16 protein-coding genes, 2 pseudogenes and 1 riboswitch are annotated in these 21432 nt (G+C 36.9%); of the genes and pseudogenes, 5 read left to right on the top strand and 13 right to left on the bottom strand.

Annotated features, from left to right (window positions below; all coding sequences use genetic code 11):
• Window positions 1–13 precede the first annotated feature (13 nt).
• The gene (locus GH741_RS07460; protein ID WP_153736159.1) at window positions 14–1201 is read right to left on the bottom strand and encodes an exonuclease SbcCD subunit D; all 1188 of its coding nucleotides are present in this window, start codon (window positions 1199–1201) and stop codon (window positions 14–16) included.
• 380 nt (window positions 1202–1581) lie between these two features.
• On the opposite strand from GH741_RS07460, the pseudogene GH741_RS07465 reads away from it, so the two are divergent.
• A pseudogene (locus tag GH741_RS07465) lies at window positions 1582–2805 on the top strand (zinc ribbon domain-containing protein).
• A gap of 157 nt (window positions 2806–2962) precedes the next feature.
• Here the strand turns inward: GH741_RS07465 and icmF are convergent.
• From icmF to mutM, 7 genes are all read right to left on the bottom strand, one after another.
• The gene (icmF, locus tag GH741_RS07470) at window positions 2963–6217 is read right to left on the bottom strand and encodes a fused isobutyryl-CoA mutase/GTPase IcmF (protein ID WP_153736160.1); all 3255 of its coding nucleotides are present in this window, start codon (window positions 6215–6217) and stop codon (window positions 2963–2965) included.
• Window positions 6218–6320: 103 nt separating this feature from the next.
• Window positions 6321–7463, bottom strand: coding sequence for an acyl-CoA dehydrogenase (locus GH741_RS07475; protein WP_153736161.1), 1143 nt, complete (start codon window positions 7461–7463; stop codon window positions 6321–6323).
• A 130-nt stretch (window positions 7464–7593) separates the two neighbouring features.
• Window positions 7594–8733 carry an acyl-CoA dehydrogenase gene (locus GH741_RS07480; RefSeq protein ID WP_153736162.1) on the bottom strand — a complete coding sequence of 380 codons (1140 nt, stop codon included), beginning with the start codon at window positions 8731–8733 and terminating at the stop codon, window positions 7594–7596.
• Window positions 8734–8745: 12 nt separating this feature from the next.
• Window positions 8746–9600 (bottom strand): 3-hydroxybutyryl-CoA dehydrogenase, encoded by an 855-nt coding sequence (locus GH741_RS07485; protein ID WP_153736163.1) that lies wholly within the window; start codon window positions 9598–9600, stop codon window positions 8746–8748.
• 86 nt (window positions 9601–9686) lie between these two features.
• Window positions 9687–10865, bottom strand: coding sequence for an acetyl-CoA C-acetyltransferase (locus GH741_RS07490; RefSeq protein WP_153736164.1), 1179 nt, complete (start codon window positions 10863–10865; stop codon window positions 9687–9689).
• Window positions 10866–11152: 287 nt separating this feature from the next.
• The gene (locus tag GH741_RS07495) at window positions 11153–11986 is read right to left on the bottom strand and encodes a deoxyribonuclease IV (RefSeq protein WP_153736165.1); all 834 of its coding nucleotides are present in this window, start codon (window positions 11984–11986) and stop codon (window positions 11153–11155) included.
• A gap of 32 nt (window positions 11987–12018) precedes the next feature.
• Complete coding sequence (gene mutM, locus GH741_RS07500; RefSeq protein ID WP_153736166.1) at window positions 12019–12828, bottom strand: bifunctional DNA-formamidopyrimidine glycosylase/DNA-(apurinic or apyrimidinic site) lyase; 810 nt, start codon at window positions 12826–12828, stop codon at window positions 12019–12021.
• 105 nt (window positions 12829–12933) lie between these two features.
• Between mutM and GH741_RS07505 the strand changes: the two genes are divergently transcribed.
• Complete coding sequence (locus GH741_RS07505; protein ID WP_153736167.1) at window positions 12934–13143, top strand: DNA polymerase beta superfamily protein; 210 nt, start codon at window positions 12934–12936, stop codon at window positions 13141–13143.
• A 179-nt stretch (window positions 13144–13322) separates the two neighbouring features.
• Here the strand turns inward: GH741_RS07505 and GH741_RS07510 are convergent.
• A pseudogene (locus GH741_RS07510) lies at window positions 13323–14490 on the bottom strand (RNA-guided endonuclease InsQ/TnpB family protein).
• A gap of 201 nt (window positions 14491–14691) precedes the next feature.
• On the opposite strand from GH741_RS07510, the gene GH741_RS07515 reads away from it, so the two are divergent.
• Window positions 14692–15264 (top strand): nucleotidyltransferase domain-containing protein, encoded by a 573-nt coding sequence (locus tag GH741_RS07515; RefSeq protein ID WP_153736168.1) that lies wholly within the window; start codon window positions 14692–14694, stop codon window positions 15262–15264.
• Between the two features lie 206 nt (window positions 15265–15470).
• On the opposite strand, the gene glgD is transcribed toward GH741_RS07515, so the two are convergent.
• Window positions 15471–16571, bottom strand: coding sequence for a glucose-1-phosphate adenylyltransferase subunit GlgD (gene glgD, locus GH741_RS07520; RefSeq protein WP_153736169.1), 1101 nt, complete (start codon window positions 16569–16571; stop codon window positions 15471–15473).
• A 19-nt stretch (window positions 16572–16590) separates the two neighbouring features.
• A complete protein-coding gene (locus tag GH741_RS07525) occupies window positions 16591–17742 on the bottom strand; it encodes a glucose-1-phosphate adenylyltransferase (protein ID WP_153736170.1) in 1152 nt (383 codons plus the stop codon).
• Window positions 17743–18157: 415 nt separating this feature from the next.
• Between GH741_RS07525 and GH741_RS07530 the strand changes: the two genes are divergently transcribed.
• On the top strand, window positions 18158–18433 hold the full coding sequence (locus tag GH741_RS07530; RefSeq protein ID WP_153736171.1) for a YqhV family protein: 276 nt from the start codon (window positions 18158–18160) through the stop codon (window positions 18431–18433).
• Between the two features lie 125 nt (window positions 18434–18558).
• Window positions 18559–18741, top strand: a riboswitch (Lysine riboswitch).
• 154 nt (window positions 18742–18895) lie between these two features.
• Window positions 18896–19783 (top strand): 4-hydroxy-tetrahydrodipicolinate synthase, encoded by an 888-nt coding sequence (dapA, locus tag GH741_RS07540; RefSeq protein ID WP_153736303.1) that lies wholly within the window; start codon window positions 18896–18898, stop codon window positions 19781–19783.
• Between the two features lie 67 nt (window positions 19784–19850).
• Here the strand turns inward: dapA and GH741_RS07545 are convergent, their stop codons facing one another.
• Together GH741_RS07545 and GH741_RS07550 are read right to left on the bottom strand one after the other, a co-directional pair.
• Entirely contained in the window at window positions 19851–20102 is a 252-nt protein-coding gene (locus GH741_RS07545; RefSeq protein ID WP_153736173.1) for a sporulation protein, read from the bottom strand.
• Between the two features lie 76 nt (window positions 20103–20178).
• A complete protein-coding gene (locus tag GH741_RS07550; protein WP_153736174.1) occupies window positions 20179–21318 on the bottom strand; it encodes a M20 family metallopeptidase in 1140 nt (379 codons plus the stop codon).
• Window positions 21319–21432: the final 114 nt, after the last annotated feature.

Raw genomic sequence — 21432 nt, forward strand, 5'->3', positions numbered from 1 at the left:
GCTCCTTTCTAGTTTAGGATGAAATTGATTTCTTTTTATTTGTTAAGGATGGCAGTTCATCTTCAGTCAGCAAGTCATTTAAAACTGTTTTAAGAATAGCCTCTGTCTCTTCAGAAGCTTCGGTACCTTTTACTTCTTTATAAAAAGCTTTAAATAAACTAAGGTCATCCATATCCTTACGATTAATTGTCCGGTTGGATTGTTCGGCTGACGGAGAAAAATTGATTTTCCTTTCGACGTGCATAGCGTTTGGATAAACAGAGCGAACTTTCTCCATCGGCGATAAAACAGGAACGTCATCCAATAGTTTCACAAACACATAATCATCGTTTTTAGTGTCTAACAACAAGTCATCAATGGTTGCCTCAACAGTTCGAATATCACGTTTTGGAGTTAGCAATCTTTTCTCTAGTGTCACTGCTCCGTCTTGGTCTAAATCTACGATAAAAAAACCTTTTTTGTGATTCTCTTCGGAAACAGAATATTTTAAAGGAGAGCCAGAATACTGGATGGTTTCATTTAATACAAAGTGTGCTTGGTGTAAATGCCCAAGTGCAGTGTAGTTAAAATCTGCAAATAAGTGGGCATCTACGTGTTCAGCACCACCAATGGAAAGAGGACGTTCAGATTCACTGGTATTTTCTTCAACTTCGCCGTGCGGAGTTACAAAAGCATGTCCTACAAAAACATGTCTTGCGTTTGGATCACAATTTTTCTTTATTTTTTGTGTTATCTTTTTCATTGCATCATTATGTGATTGAATCTCATCATCTTCTAACAGATACCTGACAACACTTGGGTCTGTATATGGTACTAGGTGAAAATGAACCTCACCATGTTCATCCTTTATAATGATAGGATTTGTTTGACTAGAATATTGTCCAACGATATGTAAGCCATTTGACTTCATAATTTTGCTGCCAAAGTTTAATCGACCCGGACTGTCATGATTGCCGGCAATTGCCAAAACTGGAGTGTTTAACTCTATTACAATTGTTTCTAGAATATCATCCAATAGATTGACTGCATCTGTCGGTGGAACTCCACGATCATACAAATCACCTGCAATGATAACAACATCTGGCTTCTCTTTTTTAATTTCACCAATAAATTCATTAATAATTAGTCGTTGATCTTCAGTCATATAAACACCTTGAACGAGTTTCCCTAAATGCCAATCAGCTGTGTGGAAAAATTTCATTATTTATTGACCTCCTATTCTAAGTAAAAAATCCGAATTTTGTTCCTTGTTGTTATTATACTAGATATTGCTGGTCAATTATTAACAATAGGGTTTAAATTTACTAGATTCACTCTAGCAAATTTAGCCAGCTAGCAAAATGATCATGTCTTTTCAAGGAATCTTCTGGTAAGTGGCAACTTTTTATCACAACAAGAGAAAACTTACCATAGGCCAGTTTTCTAATATATATCTATAATTGCACAGCCAAGAGGACTCCTTCCTCAAAAATTCGATAGAATTTTAGCTGAGAGGTGAATTGGCGGTCTTGGTGCAAGGAATTTTATAACTTTTTTGGTAATATAAACATATAAGAACTTATGTTTGGAGGTGAAACATGAATGACAAACTATAAAACCATGCAAATTTGCGTTAAAAAAGGTCACCGGATGTACGATTATTTTCAAGAGATGTAGCCAACATGCAAAGAATATGCACAACACGACAAACTTTTATATCCGCCAAGTGTACACAGCTATAACTCAAAAAAAAGAGTTACAACCTCTCCAAAGTGAAGTATTGGAAACCGTTGAAAAACATTTACCTAGAATCAACGATAATCAACTTACGGCTTACCAAAAGAAAGTGACAAGAGAAAAAAAAAATGGTTGAAAAACGAAAAGAAATCAAGTGTCATTTGTTTGAAGTACGCTCGAAAGAGAATCCGTTTGTTGATTACAACTTTTTGGATGCTCTTTTTAAATCAATGGTCCAAAACGACTATCGCTCGTTACCAACGCAATCAAGTCAAGGGATTATGAAGACCGTATTCCAAAACTGGAAATCCTTTTATGCTAGTTTACGAGATTATAAAATGAATCCTAATAAATATAAGGCACGACCTAAAATTCCTGGATACAGTCGCTCTCACGAAAAAGAAATCTCCTTTTCGAACCAAGATTGCGTGATTAAAAACGATAAGTTTTTGAAGTTTCCAAAAACAAAAGAGAAACTAAATATTGGGAAACTTGGGCTTTATGAAGGAAAACTAAAACAAGTCCGGGTTGTACCGAAGTACGAACACTTTGTAGTGGAATTGATTTTAGAAGTTCCTTTGGAACAAGAAATGAAAGAATCGAAAAACCGCCTTATGTCAGTTGATTTAGGAAATGATAACCTTGCAACCATTGTCACAAACACAAGTCGAAGACCTGTCTTAGTGAAGGGCAAAAACATCAAATCCATCAATCAACGATACAACTAACATGGGCAAGAAAAACAACCAAAGCTTTGTGACAATACCACATGCATTGCTGATTAAAATCATACAATACAAGGCAAAACAACATGGAATACGCGTTGTTTTAACTGAAGAATCTCATACGTCAAAAGCAAGCTTCTTAGAGAATGATGACCTCCCTGTTTATGGTGAAGAGGATTCGAAAAAAACATTTTCAGGTAAGCGTACTAAACGTGGAATGTATTGTTCGAAGAACAAAACCCTTGTAAACGCTGATGTAAACGGCTCTGCCAATATTACGAGAAAAGTGTTTCCGGAAGCGTTTGAAAAGACAATATCAAGTATTCAAAAAATATTGAATCCAATATCACTGGTTTTAAAATAAAAAAGTAATCCCAAAGGCAAGACCAATGGGATAGCGGGGTTGGGTGTTTTTAGCACACCAATGTGTCAACTCCACTAGTGGTTAATCTTCTTCTTGAAAGTCGATACCCTAGAAACACCCACCTCAAATTTCGATAGAAATTAAGTGGCGGGAGTATTCATAAATTCCTTCTATACTGCCCGCCCACTTCATACAAAGCGGAGGTAATTTGACCGAGGCTCGCTACTCGGACGGTTTTCATTAATTCTTCAAACAAATTTCCACCGGAGAGAGCTACTTGTTTCAGTTGATTCAAAGCTTCTTCGGATTCGTTGTTATATCTGTTTTGGAACGCTTGTAAATCTCGAATTTGCCCCTCTTTTTCTTCGGTTGATGCTCGGGCCAATTCCATATCAAAATCGTCATCTGATGGTGGATTAGGATTCAAGTAAGTATTCACGCCAACAATAGGCAGTTCTCCGTTATGTTTTTTTGTTTCATATAACAGTGACTCTTGTTGGATTTTTCCGCGTTGGTACTGAGTTTCCATTGCACCTAGTACCCCGCCGCGATCATTCATCTGTTCTAATTCCTTTAAGACTGCTTCTTCGACCAAGTCTGTCAGTTCTTCAATAATAAATGATCCTTGCTGTGAATTTTCGTTTTTCGCAAGTCCCATTTCCTTAGTAATGATCATTTGAATCGCCATTGCACGGCGAACACTTTCTTCTGTCGGTGTCGTTACAGCTTCATCATAGGCATTTGTGTGTAAAGAGTTACAATTATCATAGATTGCCATTAAAGCTTGTAGCGTTGTGCGAATATCATTGAAATCTACTTCTTGAGCGTGGAGCGATCTTCCAGATGTTTGGATATGATATTTCAGTTTTTGACTACGCTCATTAGCACCATATTTGTTTTTCATTGCAACAGCCCAGATACGACGAGCAACTCGACCAATGACATTATACTCAGGGTCTAATCCGTTACTGAAAAAGAATGACAAGTTTGGTGCAAAATCATCGATGTTCATGCCTCTGCTCAAATAATACTCCACATAAGTGAAGCCATTAGCCAAAGTAAATGCGAGCTGACTAATCGGATTGGCTCCCGCTTCAGCGATGTGATACCCACTAATAGATACAGAATAATAGTTACGAACTTGATGATCAATGAAATATTGTTGAATGTCTCCCATCATTCGCAATGCAAATTCTGTTGAAAAAATACACGTATTCTGTCCTTGATCTTCTTTCAAAATATCTGCCTGCACCGTTCCACGAACAGTAGCTAAGGTATTAATTCGAATAGTTTTTGCCTCACTTGTTGAAGGAGTGCGTCCTTCTTTTACTTCAAACATCTCGAGTTGCTGATCAATAGCCGTGTTCATAAACATAGCAAGAATAATCGGGGCTGGGCCATTGATTGTCATTGATACAGACGTTGACGGGTCGACAAGATTAAACCCATCGTACAGTGTTTTCATATTATCTAGTGTACAAATACTGACTCCACTTTGCCCGACTTTACCATAAACATCTGGACGAAGCCCAGGATCTTCTCCGTAAAGGGTGACTGAATCAAAAGCCGTACTCAAACGTTTGGCACTATCCCCCTCAGATAAGTAATGGAATCGACGGTTCGTTCTTTTAGGCCCACCTTCGCCAGCAAATTGTCGTTTTGGATCTTCACCTTTTCGTTTAAATGGAAACACTCCTGATGTGTAGGGAAACTCGCCAGGAACGTTTTCTGATCTAATCCATCGAACAATTTCACCATAGTCAGCATACGTGGGCAATGATACCTTTGGGATATCTGTTCCTGACAAACTACGAGTCTTCAATTCAGTGACGATTTCTTTATCACGTATTTTGGTCGTGAATGATTCTTGTTTATATGCATGTTTCTTATCTTCCCATGCTTCGAGGGCTTGTTTGACGTCTGGAGAGAGTATTTTTTTGTAATGGTCTCTTAAGCCAAAAAGTCCCGCTTGATCAACAGTCACTTCTTGATGATCATTGAGGGCATCTAATGTACCTTGAATTTGGAACCAGCGACGGGCTTTTTTCATTTCAGAAAGCGTTTCTTCATGATAGCCTCTTATTGTTTGTGCGATTTCTCTCAGATAATGGATTTGTTCTGGTGGAATGATCGCATTTCGAAGCTGAATTTCTTCTTCCTTACCGAAGTCAGTCTGCCAGTCAGTGTCACAACTTTGATTAATAATTTGGACCATCTCATAAAAAAGTCGATTGGTACCTGGATCGTTGAATTGGCTTGCCATCGATCCATAAACAGGCATCTGTTCGGGACGCTCATCGAACCGTAAGTGGCTACGCTGGTATGCTTTGCGAACTTCACGCAGGGCGTCTTCAGATCCTTTTCTATCAAACTTATTAATAGCTATCAGATCAGCAAAATCAATCATATCAATTTTTTCTAACTGGGAAGGTGCTCCAAATTCGCTTGTCATTACATACATGGATACATCAGCCACCTCGGTAATCGCTGCATCCCCTTGACCAATACCACTCGTTTCAATGATCACTAAGTCAAACCCAGCTCGTTTGACCACTTGGATTGCTTCTGTAATAGCCTTTGACAATTCTTGTCGACTATCTCTTGTAGCTAATGAGCGCATATAAACACTTGGTGAGTGAATTGCGTTCATACGAATACGATCTCCAAGAAGTGACCCGCCTGTTTTCTTTTTTGTTGGGTCGACCGATAAAATTGCAACGTTTTTTTCTGGAAACGCCACCATAAATCGTCTTACTAATTCATCCGTAAGAGAGCTTTTTCCAGCCCCACCAGTCCCTGTAATGCCGAGAACGGGTGCCTTAGGAAGTTCACCTTGATCAATCGTTTGTTGAAAAACCTCTTGTTCTTCCTTTGTCATTGTCAGATTAAACGCTTTTTTTTCAGCAATCGTAATAAACCGAGCAATAACTCCGTCATGTTTTGTTGTTAAATCAACGCTTGAAAGATGTTCACTCGTACTCGTGGAAAAGTCACATTCCATGATCATTTCATCGATCATGCCCTGTAATCCCTGTTTTCTTCCATCTTCCGGTGAAAAAATTCGTTTAATTCCATGTTGATGCAATTCATTGATTTCAGATGGGATGATTGTACCTCCACCACCACCGTAGATATTTATCTGATTTGCACCTTTTTCTTGGAGCTGGTCATAGAGGTATTTGAAATATTCTAAATGGCCGCCTTGATACGAAGAAATGGCTATTCCCTGAACATCTTCTTGTATCGCAGCTTGAACTATTTCATCTACAGAGCGATTGTGTCCTAAATGGATTACTTCTGCTCCAGATGCTTGTAGCATTCTACGCATAATGTTAATGGACGCATCATGTCCGTCAAACAGGCTTGATGCCGTTACGAATCGAATCGGATGTATTGGTTTATACTTAGTCATACTATTCCCTCCGTCATCGGATTAAGTTGGGTTTTTGACATGTAAACTTTTACGATGAATGATATCTTAATTTTTTAGTCCTTGATTCTACTTTACCTAAGCATCAGTCTTTCATTAACATTTTTGCGATAACGAGACGTTGAACCTCGTTTGTACCTTCATAGATTTGCGTAATTTTTGCGTCACGCATAAAACGCTCTACAGGATAATCTTTTGTATAACCATAACCTCCAAATACTTGAACCGCTTCTGTCGTTACTTCCATTGCCGAATCGCCAGCAAAAAGCTTTGACATGGCAGATTCTTTTCCATAAGGGAGATTTGCAGACTCTTTCCAAGCGGCTTGATGAGTAAGTAAACGGGACGCCTCCACCTTTGTGGCCATATCTGCTAGTTTAAAACCTATGCCTTGATGTGCGCCAATTGGTTTGCCAAACTGCTTTCGTTCTTTGGCATAACCGACAGCTGCATCTAATGCACCTTGGGCAATACCGACTGCTTGAGCGGCAATACCGTTTCGCCCACCATCCAATGTCATCATCGCAATTTTAAAACCTTCTCCTTCTTTACCGAGTCGATTAGCGGCTGGAACCCGAACGTTATCAAAAATAATTTCCAATGTTGGTGACGATCTAATACCAAGTTTCCTTTCCTTTTTCCCCATGGTGAAGCCATCCATCCCTTTTTCCAAGATGAACGCCGTGCATCCTTTATGCTGTTTGTCTGCGTCAGTCAAGGCAAATACTACGTATGTATCGGCTTCTCCTCCGTTTGTAATAAAAATCTTGGATCCATTTAATAAGTAGTCCTCGCCATCTCGTTTAGCTGTTGATTTCATACTAGCTGCATCACTTCCGGCACTTGGTTCAGTCAACCCATAGGCACCTAGTTTTTTGCCTTCAGCCATTGGACGTAAAAATTTTTGTTTCTGCTCCTCTGATCCAAATTTGTAAATTGGCCAACCCGCAAGTGAGATGTGTGCAGAAAGCATCACACCTGTAGAAGCACATACCCTGGATAGTTCCTCAACAGCAATAACATAGCTTAAATAATCTGCTCCGATCCCACCGTATTCTTCTGGCCACGGGATACCAGTTAACCCGAGTTCTCCCATTTGATCAAAGATAGATCGATCAAACCGTTCTTCTTCGTCTCTTACTGCTGCCGTAGGTTCAACCTCATTTTTCGCAAAAACACGCACCATTTTTCGAATCATTTCTTGTTCATCTGATAATTGAAAATTCATTATTCATTTCCCCCTTTTATCACTATGTTGATCTACTTTTTTGTTGTGAAGTTGAATTTATCTCTACTTATTAGTTTAAGTATATTTAGGGACCCTCATAAAATGAGAGGCAACAACTAACTAAAATATATTATCGCAATAGATTATTGCTAATGACGATTCGCTGTATTTCGTTCGTACCTTCATAAATTTGTGTTACCTTCGCATCACGAAAAAATCGCTCGACTGGATATTCTTCTGTATAACCATACCCACCAAAAACCTGGAGGGCTTCGGTTGCAATCGTCATCGCTGAATCGGAAGCGAACATTTTGGCCATCGCTGCTTGATTGCCTACTGGTAAACCACGGGAAACAAGGTCTGCTGCCTGATAGGTTAATAGTTTAGCTGCTTCATATTTAGTAGCCATATCTGCTAGTTTAAAAGCAATTCCTTGCATCTCCCCAATTGGTTTTCCAAATTGCTTCCGCTCTTTCGCATAGTTCTTTGCCGCTTCTAGTGCTGCTTCACAAATACCAAGTGACTGAGCAGCAATCCCAATTCGGCCTTTATTTAAGTTAGACATGGCAATCTTAAACCCTTCTCCCTCTTCACCTAACAAGTTCTGTTTTGATATTCGGCAGTCCTCAAATGAAAGAGGGGTCGTATTAGATCCATGAAGTCCCATTTTTCTCTCTTTTGATAGGACTGAAAATCCTGGCGTTCCTTTTTCAACGATAAATGCACTAATCCCTTTTTTAATAGAAGTGGAATCTGTTTTCGCAAAAACAATATACGTATCAGCTTCACCACCATTGGTAATCCAAGCTTTCGATCCATTTAATATATAGTGATCACCGTCTAATTTAGCAGTAGTTCTAATGCTTCTAGAATCACTCCCCGCACCAGGCTCTGACAATGCAAAAGCGCCAAGAAATTCACCAGATGCCAACTTTGGAATATACGTTTGTTTTTGTTCTTCAGTACCAAAATAAAGAATCGGGTTTGTACCAACAGAGGTGTGCACAGATAAAATAACGCCAAGAGCTGCACTAACCCTTGATATTTCCTGAATCGCAAGTATATAGGATGTGTAGTCCATTTCTGATCCACCGTATTTTTCCGGAATTGGGATCCCCATTAAACCTTTTTCCCCCATCTCCCTAACAAGTTCCCTCGGGAATTCATCCGTTCTCTCCATGTGTTCTACCGCTTTTGCAACTCTCTCATCAGCAAATTTCCGAACCATTTTTTTCATTATTTTCTGCTCATCTGTCCAGCTTAAGTTCATGTTGACACCTCATTAACTACTATAGTCGTAAAAACCTTTTCCTGTTTTTTTACCGAGCCACCCTGCCTTCACGTATTTTCTTAAGAGGGGACAAGGCCTATATTTGTCATCTCCAAAACCTTCATGGAGCGTTTCCATTATCGATAGACATGTGTCAAGACCGATAAAATCAGCTAACGCCAACGGTCCCATCGGATGGTTCATCCCTAACTTCATTACTTCGTCTACATCTTCCACCTTAGCAACGCCTTCAAAAACGGTATAAATTGCTTCGTTAATCATTGGCATCAAGATTCTATTAGAGACGAACCCTGGAAAATCGTTAACCTCTACGGCAGCTTTATTCAATGATTCTGCCATTGTTCTGACAGTCTGAAATGTGTCATCAGATGTCGCTAACCCACGAATTACTTCGACGAGCTTCATCACGGGGACCGGGTTCATAAAGTGCATTCCAATTACCTTTTCCGGACGATTTATTTCTCCAGCAATCTCTGTGATTGATAGTGAGGATGTGTTCGTTGCAAGAATAGTCTGATCAGAAGCAACATTATCTAATTGTGAGAAGATGCTTTTTTTAACACTCATATTTTCCACTGCGGCTTCAATGATAATGTCTTTATTTTTTGCATTACTAATTTCCGTTGATGGATGTATTCGGTGCAAAATTCTGTCCACATCTGTTTTCAAAATTCGCTCTTTGTCCACTAGGCGTTGGAGCTGCCTGCTTACGTTTTTAATTCCTTTTTCTACATATTGTTCTTCGAGATCATGTAATGTAACGTCATAGCCGTTCATAGCACAAATTTGAGCAATACCACTCCCCATTTGTCCTGCACCAATAACCATGACTCGTTGTATATCCATTATGGTTCTCACTCCCCTATGTTCTGTCACAATTTTGGTTGCTACACTTTATCTGTTAGCTAAATTTTTCCAACAGGCTACTGGTTTTATACTTCAATCATAATTGCGTCGCCCTGACCGCCACCACTACAAATAGCAGCAATACCAATTCCACCACCGCGGCGTTTGAGCTCATAAGCTAATGTTAAAATAATTCTAGTTCCACTAGCACCGATTGGGTGGCCTAATGCAACAGCTCCTCCATTAACATTTAATTTATCTGGATTTAATCCTGAAATTTGACCACTTACTAATGAAACGGCGGCGAATGCTTCATTTACTTCAAATAAATCGATGTCATTTATAGTTTTTCCGGTTTTTTTTAATAATTTGTTAATGACAAGTCCAGGTGTTTTAGGGAAATTCTCTGGTTCGACAGCTAGCTGTGTATGAGCTAGAATCGTTGCTAATGGAGCCAAGCCTCTTTCTTTAGCTTTTTCACTAGACATGAGTACAAGTGCTGCTGCACCATCATTGACTCCAGGTGCGTTTCCAGCGGTAATTGTACCATCTCTATCAAATACCGGCTTTAGCTTCGACAAGCGTTCAAGCGAGGTATCTTTTCTAGGTGACTCATCGTGTTCCACAACAATGGCTTCCCCTTTACGTTGTGGAATTTCCACTGGGATAATCTCTTCTGCGAATTTCCCCGATTCTATTGCCTCACAAGCTTTTTGATGGCTTCGATAGGACCATTTATCTTGGGCATGTCGTGATAAGTCATGTTCCCTCGCAACCGCATTTCCGTAGTTTCCCATATGAACACCTGTGAAGGTACATGTAAGTCCATCATGGACCATCATGTCATGGAATTTTTGCTCTCCCATTTTGAAGCCAAATCGTGCACCTTTAACAAAAAAAGGTGCCTGACTCATAGATTCCATACCGCCTGCAACAATGGTATCCTGTTCGTTTGCTCGAATAAGAATATCAGCTAACGTCACACTTCTCATCCCTGAAGCGCAGACTTTATTGATGGTTTCTGTTTCCGTCTCCCATGGAATACCTGCTTCGTGCATTGCTTGACGTGATGGGAGCTGTCCTTGACCACCCTGAAGAACGGTTCCAATAATTACGTGATCAATATCTTTTCCTTCTAATCCCGCTCGTTCAAGTGCTCCTTTGATTGCTTTTGCACCTAGCTGGGATGCAGTAAGACTTGAAAGCCCTCCACCTAATTTTCCAACAGGTGTTCTTGCTCCACTAACAATGACCGTCTTACTCATAACCCGTTCCCCCTTGATTGTTAATTTTAATAATTTTAAAATTATACTAAAGCTTTTATGAACGAACGCTCACTCATTTTTACTAAAGCGCTTACATAGTAACTGTATCCCTATTGTAAAACATAATGATAAGGATGTCTCGTATTAATTAACAGAGACACCCTTAACTTTTTAACAAAGGCACAGGTAGCTTTAACGCAATCACTACAATTGCTTAGAATGTTTACTCGATAACTAACCTGTAGCGACAGAATTAATGACTATAATCGATTCCAAAACTATCTTCTTTAATTCCATTTTTTATTTAACAACGCTATTTCTTCCCTATGTGTAACTCCATAATCATCTGGCGTTTCTAATATGAATGGAATGTGACGTATCTGTTTTGTACCCATGATATCTTCCCATTGTCTGTTTGTAATATAACCATGGTTAAATATATTTGCGTGACGGTCTTTCCCTGAACCAGTTGGGTACCTAGAGTTATTTAAATGTATTACTTCTAGATGATTGAAATACCCTAATTCCATTCCTCCGTCCAATACTTCTTCCCAGTTTTCCCCGTTCCAAAGTCCACTTGAAAATGCATGACAAGTATCAAAACAAAATCCGATTTTATCTGGAAAATCGGATAATTTTCTAATCTGAACAAGTTCTTCGATCGAAGTTCCCATTGTTCCAGTTTTTCCAGCACTATTTTCCAATAAAATCTTACATTTACCTTTCCATTCTTTTAAAACATTATTTAAAGTCTTAATCATCAGCTGATAACTAATTAACGGGTTATTCTTATCAATACTTTTTCCGAAGTGGACAATAACACCTACTGACCCACAGGAATCTGAAATTGCTAAATCATTAAGTAAGGAAGCAACAACAAGATCTACTTTTCCTTTATCAGCAGTTAAATTAGTAGGGTACGGAGAATGGGAGACTGATACGATTTTGTTCTTCTGACAGTATTCCTTACAAAGTTTTGTGTCGATCTCGTTGAACCCTTTTACTGACAGACTCCTAGGGTTTTTAGGAAAGTATTGGAATGCAGTCGCATTTATTTTGCAGGCATGTTCTGCAGCACCTAAATAGCCATTTTTAATACTTACATGACAACCAAACTTCATAGATTACCTTCCAATCTAACAAACTAAATTTATTACTTTTGGCAATTTGGACAATAAAATGTTTTACGAGATGATACCTCTTGTCTTAAAAGAATTGCCCCACACCTCTGACAACTTTCTCCTTCACGATTATATACTTTAAAGTAGTTTAGAAAGCCTCCAGTTGATTTATCCCCTTTAAAAAGAGGAGTGCCCATATATCCCCCGTATTGAATTGCTTCAGCTAAGACATGACGAATCGACTGATAGAGTTGGGTTTTTTCGATAATCTCCAAATCATTCATTTGTTTATTTGGATTGATTTGTGCATGCCAACATACCTCATCTGAATATCTATTTCCAATCCCGGATAAAAAATGTTGATCAACTAATGTATTTTTTACTTTCCCACGTTTACTAGAAGTAATTTCCAAAAATCGATCCAATGAGAAATTTATATCTAAGGGTTCCGGTCCTAAGTCTTGAAGCTCATATCCTATTTCCTTTTCGCTATATATATTCAGATAACCCAATCGAAGGCCAATAAAATATAAACTTTTCTCACCAAAAGATAACTTAACTTGTATTGTTCTGTCCGGTTTGTCTTCATCTGTACCATAATACATCCAGCCACCAAGCATTAAATGTAACAATAGTATTTCTCCGTTATCAAGATGAAATAACAAGTACTTAGCCCTTCTACTTATATCCTCTATCTTGCTTCCTCCTACTTTACTTCTAAAAGAATCTACAGAGGTATTAATTGATTTTTCTCGATTAACTTCAACTGCAGTAATGGGATTATCTTTAATTTTTTCAACTAATAGCTTCTTATAATTTTCCATTTCAGGTAGCTCAGGCATTGCTTCACATCCTTTATCCTAATCAACAGTATTATTTCCCTAATAGCAGCAAAAAATGAAAACGATTATGAAATAATTGTTATTGATTGAAGGAGATGGATATGAATGGATAAAAAACTACTTGAAAGAAATACAATATATGAAGTAATAACAGGGTCAACTGCTTATGGCTTAGCTACTAAGGAAAGTGATGTCGATAAAAAAGCAATTGTAATCTTGCCTTCTAAAAACATGATGACTTTATCGAAGGAATGGGAAACTGAAACATATACGCAACCAGATATCGAATATCATTCAGTGAACCTCCCCAACTAAATCACAGATTTTGATGGGGCTTCCCACAAAGGAAAAGCCAGCGGCTGATTCTTCGTGGTATTTTCCTCTTTCAACGACCGTTGCCATTTTCTTCCGAAAAAGGGCTTACACAATCTCCAAAGGCGTTGTTTATACTGTTCGGGCGGGACCTCGACCTACAGTGTTATGTAGAAAGTGAATTAAGCAGCTGGATCAAAATCAATTTGCTTCAGTCCAGCCTTTTCAATGTTTATTGCGGCATTATGGTCACGGTCTATGATTGATCCACATTTTTTGCATACATGTGTACGAATCGAGAGTGATTTTTTTACTCGATTATCGCAATTCGAACAATCTTGACTTGTGTAGTGTGTTTTAACTTTCACTAGTAAACCGCCATTTTGTTCGCACTTGTACTTTAAGAAGTTGCGAAACATTCCCCATCCCGCATCGTGAATGGATTTTGCTAGGTGGCGGTTTTTGACCATGTTTTTGATTTTTAAATCTTCCACACAAACGACAGCATAACTGTTACTGATGTGATAACTTTCCTTATGAAGAAAATCTTTACGCTGGTTGGCAACTTTTGTGTGAATCTTTTGTACTTTTTGAAGTTGTTTTTTCCAGTTCGAGGAACCTCTCGTCATACGAGAAAGTCGTCGTTGAGCTCGTTTAAGTTTTTCTTCTTCTTTTCGAAGAAACGTTGGATTCTTAATTTCATGACCATTTGAAAGTACAGCAAACTTCTTGATTCCAACATCGATCCCAATACTTTTATGTGATTCCATAACAACGTCTTGTTTTGCGTGCCTTTCGACACTAAAAATCGCAAACCAACGGTTGCCTTGACGTTTAATTATGACTTGTTTGACTTTCTTTCCTACAATTGGTCGATGAAGATTAATGTCCACTAATCCTAAACGGGATATTTGTAGTTTCCCGCCCTTCCCGAATGATACTGCTCGTCGAACCAGTTGTCGTTTCACAACACCCGTTTTGGGATTCTTTGCATTCTGTCGACTCATACCAAATTGGGTAAACGTCAAAGAGTGATAATCTTTGTACCTTTTTAGTTTCGGGTACTTTGCGTCCCCTTTGAAAAACTTATCAAAGGCTTTCTCTAATCGAAAAAAGACCTCTTGCAGAGGCTGAGATGGCACGTTTTTTAGAAAAGGATGATTATTTTTATCTCGGGGGGAGTTGCCTTTGCAACTCCCCCCGAGACAATCCTTTGCCATTTTCTTTATAAAAATTTTTCTTATCCAAAAGTGCGGAGTTGTACTGTTGACGACAGATGGAAATCCAATGTTCTAGAACTTCAATTTGGTCTTCATTTGGATAAATCTCATATTTGTAATTCAATATCATCCGTCGCACCTCCGAATATACGTTCGTATATTTATTATACTAAATACCCATCGTTTTGTCTTCTTTTTTTATTTTTCTATTTCAGAAGAAGCAGTGAAAAAGCGCCATTCATCCCCCACTAAATCGGAGATTTTGAAGGGGACTTCTGGCTAAAGTCCGTTAAAAAAAGCGATGCTTTTACTAAATTAACAAAATCCCACCTTGGTCGAAACCTTATTTATACCTGAACAATTTATTCTAAAACAATCAAAATATGGGGAACTATTAAGGGAAGAAAGAAAACTATTTTTATCACTCGATTGTTATTATGCATTTGGGGGCTATGCGAAGGATCAGTTGATGAGAATTAAAAATGGTTTAGATAAAGCAAGTCCAGATGACCAAAACGAACATCTAAAGTACACAATGAACCAGATGTTAAAAGAAATCAGAAACAAATACCAATTACCAAATGAAGGAAAATTATCTATTGGTAAAGTTTATTTTGATGGGAATGAAAAACAAAATATTGATGTCTCACTTACCTTTGATTCAATCCCATTAACACAGTTAAACGAAATTGTCTCCCAGTTATCCAACTCCCTTAAAGGCTTTAACAAAATAAATAATCGAAATAGAAAACCAAAAGAAAAAATGTATAAGCATGCCATGCATTTATTTCGGTTACTGTTAATAGGAATTGAGGTGTTGGAGACAGGGGGAATCACTGTGTTTCGCGAAAAAGACCGTGAATTCCTACTTGCAATAAGACAAGAGAAGTACTCATGGAATTAATTATTTAAGTTAAGTGATGAATTATTCCATCGATTAAATATAGCAAAAGAGAACAGCACTCTTCCTCAAAAAACAGACCAAAAAAAAATTAATGAATTATACTTCGAGATTGTAAGCAGTTATTTTAATTTAAAATAAACTAATAAAAAAATCCGCTGTGAATTACCAACGGATTTTAAACACGAAAAATTTATTTGACTTGTTCTTTAGTTAACATATGTTCCAACTGCACTTTTCTTTGGAATTACTTTCGGACTTTGTTCACTGCCTTGGAATTTGTCATATGGAAGTAAAATGACTTCTTTATCTAATACCATATTATCCAACTGAGCAAATTCACCTATAATGCATTTCTGCATTACAATACTATTTTTTATTGAGGCTCCTTTTTTTACATGAACACCACGAAATAGAATACTGTTAATAACTTCTCCATCAATAATGCAACCGTTGGCAATTAAAGAATTTTTTACATTGGAATTTGATGTGAACTTTGCTGGAGGTTCATCTTTTAATTTAGTATGAATTTCATTGTTCTCTTTAAACAGTTGCTTCATAACCTTCGGATTTAGTAAAGACATGTTACTATCATAGTATTGTTTAGTTGTATTAATTTTGTTTACATAACCATCATATCTAAATCCTTTAATATTTAACGGATTATTAACTTGTTCACGTAATATATCATTGAAATTGCGGTATATGTGTCTATTATTAGTTATTAGTTCTATAAATTTCTGTTTTTTTAACATCATAATATCTAGTGAACCAAATTTGCTATCCTTTGTTTGAAGATTTTTAATGTTGTGAAAATCATCTATCTCTAAGTTCCTAAAAAGATGATTATTTCTCTCTTTATCCTTGTACATAATCGTGACATCTGCTCCGGATTTCAGATGTTGCTTGTATAAGGGGCGAAAATCGATGTTAGTTATTAAACTATCATAACAGAGTAGAACATATTCTTGACTACTCTTATCTAAGTAATCCATAGCAGAATAAAATGAAGTAATATCTCGTGAATTTTCTGATGAATCAGATGGAAATATAAATAAACCATCCTGTTTACGGTCGAGATCCCAGTCGTTTCCATCACCTAAGTGATCTATTAATGAACGGTTTTTCAAAGTAGTAAATATGCTTACATTTTGAATATTAGAGTTTACCATACTAGAAAGAACGAAATCTATCATCCGGTACCTACTACCGAAGGGAATAGATGATTGACACCGGTGGTTAGTTAATGGATGCATTGTGTTATTGTCATTTGCTATATAAATAATACCAAGTACATTGTTCATTACCATTCCTATATTCTTCCTCCCTTTAGTTTACCGATGAACGATAATTTTGTTTATAATTTGAATTTTGATCAATCAATTCTATAGGGCCTTTGGGATGACCAATTGTCACACCATCAGGTATTATGACCCCTTCTCCAACAATAGCTCTATGAATAGTGACATCCTTACCGATTTTTGAATAAGGCATAATAATAGAATCCTTAATGTAGCTACCCTCACCTACATGGGCATCATAGAACAAAATAGAATGATCAATTTCCCCCATAACAACACAGCCCTCATTAACCATTGATTGCGTAACCTTTGCACTTGAACCGATATATTGAGGAGACATATTTGGATCAGCGGAGCGGATACGCCAATATCGATCATTTAAATCTAGCTCAACATTATCATCTAGTAAATCTAAGTTGGCCTGCCAAAGACTTTCAATTGTACCAACATCCTTCCAATAACCTTCGAATGGATAAGCAACTAAGGATCGATTATCTGATAACATTGCAGGAATTATATCTTTACCGAAATCATAACTTGTTGAGTTCTGCTGATTTTCAATTAAGTAACGTTTAAGTAATTTCCAATTAAAAATGTAGACTCCCATGGAAGCTAAGTTACTCTTAGGGTTAGTAGGCTTCTCCTCAAACTCGGTAATATGAAAATTTTCATCTGTATTCATTATCCCAAAACGACTTACTTCTTCCCATGGAACTTCAACAACAGAAATAGTAACATCAGCGTTACTAGTTTTATGAGACTCTAACATTTCTGTGTAATCCATTTTATAAATATGATCACCAGAAATTATAAGTACAAATTCGGGATCGTATTGATCCACAAAGGGAATGTTTTCAAAGATAGCATTGGCAGTACCTTTATACCAACGTCCACCAGTTTTTTGTACATAGGGTGGTAATATTTTCAGCCCACCACGTTTTCTATTCAAGTCCCAAGGAGTACCTACTCCAAGATAAGAATTAAGTATTAATGGCTGATATTGTGTTAATACACCTACCGTATCAATTCCTGAGTTATTACAATTACTTAGTGTAAAATCAATAATGCGATACTTACCGCCAAATGGTATTGCTGGTTTAGCTATCCATTTTGTCAAATTTCCTAGCCTACTTCCTTCTCCACCAGCTAACAACATCGCGACCATTTCTTTACGAGTCATTTTCTTCCCCCTGTTCTATTGTTTTTCTATCTCACATAATCACATGCGTATTGAAGTTATAAATTGATAAATAGTAACCTCAACACGCTAAATCCAAATCTTTCATTGCTCTGTTCGTTATTGATTTTTCCTTATTTCTTCTTTAAAAAAGTTATGATCATTTAATGAACTAGAATAGATAAGAAATCATTGGAAATGTGAAAGAAGCCCACTTTAAAAAGTGTATGCACGGATTAATAAAATATTTCTCCACTATTAAAAAATGTATAGACAAATTACGACCTATTCCTCATTTTTTAAGTGATTTTCAAAGTCTGTGTGTTAAATAAGTTTTCAAGAGAATCTATGTCTTGTCCTTTTTTATTTAACAACGCATATAATCTCTAAAAGATTTCTTTTTTCTCGGGAGGATATTATGTTCAATTTATTTGAAAAGGCTATTATGGGGATGGCATTATTAAGACTTCTATCAGGTACGATTGAAATAGCTGCTGCCTTATTAATACTCAAGTTTAATCAGATTGAAAAAGCTTTAATTATTAACAGCTCACTCGCTATTATAGGTCCAATTATTCTAATTGTTTCTACTTCTATAGGTGTACTAGCTATAGCCGGAAATATTTCACACACCAAATTGATCTGTATAACCATTGGGATTCTTTTTATTATCTATGGGGTTAAAAGTAATTAGAAGTTTGTTGATTTGTACAATGCTTTATTTTTTTAATTTATTTTCTTTATATCATTGCAACGTTTTGAAATGTTTGTTATAGTTTAAGTACATTTTATATATACTTTACTTCAATTACTTATTGAAGTGAGGATAGAGGTGCAGAGACCATCAGTAGGTTATCTAAGGAGAATGAGCTCCGTTGAAGGTAACTAAAAGGGGAATTTGCCGAAGTGAGTAGAATCTCATCACTCTACACACTGGTTCTGTATTTAATAAATACAGTGCTGTCATATAGCAACATTGCTATATGGAGGGCTATCATGCATCATAATGGGGAAAATAGTGATGCAACAACGATAGCTTTCGTTGTTGCTTTTTTTGCTTTTACAAACCTTTCGTTGTGATGAGATACCCTCTATTCATATGAAAGTTGTCGTCCTTTTTAAGAATTGTTTAAATTTATGAATAGAGGTGATGGAAATGAATTTCGGTCATATTTTGACAGCAATGGTTACACCATTTGACCTGAATGGAAACATCGATTATGGAAAAACCGAAAAATTAATTAATCATTTGATCGCAAACGGTTCGGATGCTTTAGTGGTCGCTGGTACTACCGGAGAGTCACCGACATTATCCAAAGAAGAAAAGCTTTCTCTTCTCCAGTTTGTTGTCAAGACAGTAAAAAAGCGAGTTCCAGTTATTGCGGGCACAGGCTCCAATAATACGTATGCTTCCATTGAACTAACGAAGCAAGCAGAAATTATCGGGGTAGATGGAATTATGCTAGTAACACCGTACTATAATAAACCTTCCCAAGAGGGTATGTATCAACATTTTAAAGCAATATCCCAATCAACAAGTCTGCCTGTTATGCTTTACAACATACCTGGTAGAAGTGTAGTAAACTTACAACCAGAAACTATTATTCGTCTATCGGAAATTAGTAATATTGTTTCAGTTAAAGAAGCAAGTGCTGATCTTGATGCAATGGCACAAATTATTAGAGAAACAGATGATTCATTTACATTGTATAGTGGAGATGATGGACTTACATTACCAGTCTTAACGATTGGTGGACATGGAGTCGTGTCTGTATCCTCTCATATCGTTGGTAACGAAATGCAAGAAATGATTCGAAGCTATTTTATGGGTGATAATCAAAGAGCAGCTATTATTCACCAGAATCTTCTTCCAATCATTAAGACATTGTTTATGGCTCCTAACCCTACTGCTGTTAAAGAAGCGCTTGCCTTGACTGGTGTAAATGTAGGTTCTGTCCGGTTACCTTTAATTCCTTTAAACATAGAGGAAAAACAGGTCCTCGAACAATCACTTCATTTTCTTCGCAGTTATAACGTAAGCTGAGCAGTCATTATAATTGAACACCCCCATTTAGTTTATAACTAAATGGGGGTGTTTTTGTTATATCAAGCTAAATTAATAATTCATATACTTCATTTAATTGATAACCGCGTTCATGATCTCCTGATTCGTTTGCATAATGCATTTCTTTATTTAGAATTTCACTGAGCATTTGAACTTGTTCTTGATTAAGTCCTCTTACAAACTCCTCTTCTGATGAATAATCTAAATGACTAATTTTCTCATCAATGTCCAGAGCAGCTTTATTTTCTTCAACATAATTTGAGAGCACTTCGTGTAAATACGCTAAATTTTGATCCATTTCATACACCCCTTTTTTAGTTAACCATATAAAGGTTCCAATTTTAGGATGTATTTTTTCTTAGTATTTATACATATTAGCGACCGTTGCTTAATCGTTGAATAATCGTTGCAAGTAAAAGGGTTCTCGGAATAAGGGAAGATAATTCTAGATATTCTTTATCACTATGGGCATTCCCGCCAATTGGACCTAAACCATCAATAGTAGCTATTCCTAAAGCGGACGTGAAGGAAGCATCTGATCCTCCGCCAGTAGCAGTATCCTCTATTTCAACTCCTATTTTCTCTCCTACTTCTCTTATAATATTCAATAGAACTTCCGTTTTTTTGTTTTTTTCCATCGGAGGTCTGATAATCTCACCCTCTAATGATACCTCTGTACCAGCAACGTCTGTTGTTGAACAAATTTCTTCAATCCTTACTTCTAAGGGCTCTGCCTGTTCCATTTCAGCAATTCTAATATCTATATGAGCTATGGCATAATCCGATACGGTATTAACTGAAGATCCTCCTTCAATTAAGCCAACATTAACACTTATACCGCTATCAAGATCAGATAATTCATGCAACTGAATGATTTTATGTGCTAGTTCCTCGATGGCACTTCTACCTTTTTCTGGTTCTATTCCAGAATGTGCTGCTCGTCCTTTGACACTAATTGTATAGTTTCCTTTGCCACGTCTTGATGAAACGAGTGATCCATTTTTCCTAGCTGGCTCCATCACAAGCGCATATTTTTTCCCTTTTGCTTCCTTCTCAATGATCGAACGAGAAGTTAATGATCCAATTTCTTCATCACTGTTAAAAATTATTTGAATATTTTTGTAACCATTGTCCCCTTGTTGTATTAATGCCTTAATAGCAAAGAGAACTACAACTAAACTAGATTTCATATCTATGACACCTGGTCCGTAAGCACGGTCACCTTTTATTTTAAATGGACGCTCGTCCACCGTTCCTTCTTGAAAAACCGTATCTAAATGTGCGAGTATTATAATAGATGGACTGGTTGCTTCTTTATGTTTAATAATTAGGTGATTTCCAATTTCCTCATTTTCAATCTCTTCAACAGCAAAACCTAATTCAACAAATTGATTTTGTAAAATCTTGCCTATTGTATCTACCCCTTGTTTAAAATGAGAACCACTATCTATATTAACCAACTTTTTTATTAACTTAATCATTTCCTCTTGTTGTGTTTCTAGGAATTTAATCATTGTTCTTCCCCTGTCCTGTTACAATTGTGCTATTTACCTATGTATAAAAATAATACTATAGTTGATATTGATTAGTCCATTTTTTTATTGTTATCACTGTCTTAGTCAATTTAA

It is taken from the genome of Aquibacillus halophilus, from assembly GCF_009649745.1.
Lineage (GTDB): Bacteria > Bacillota > Bacilli > Bacillales > Amphibacillaceae > Aquibacillus > Aquibacillus halophilus.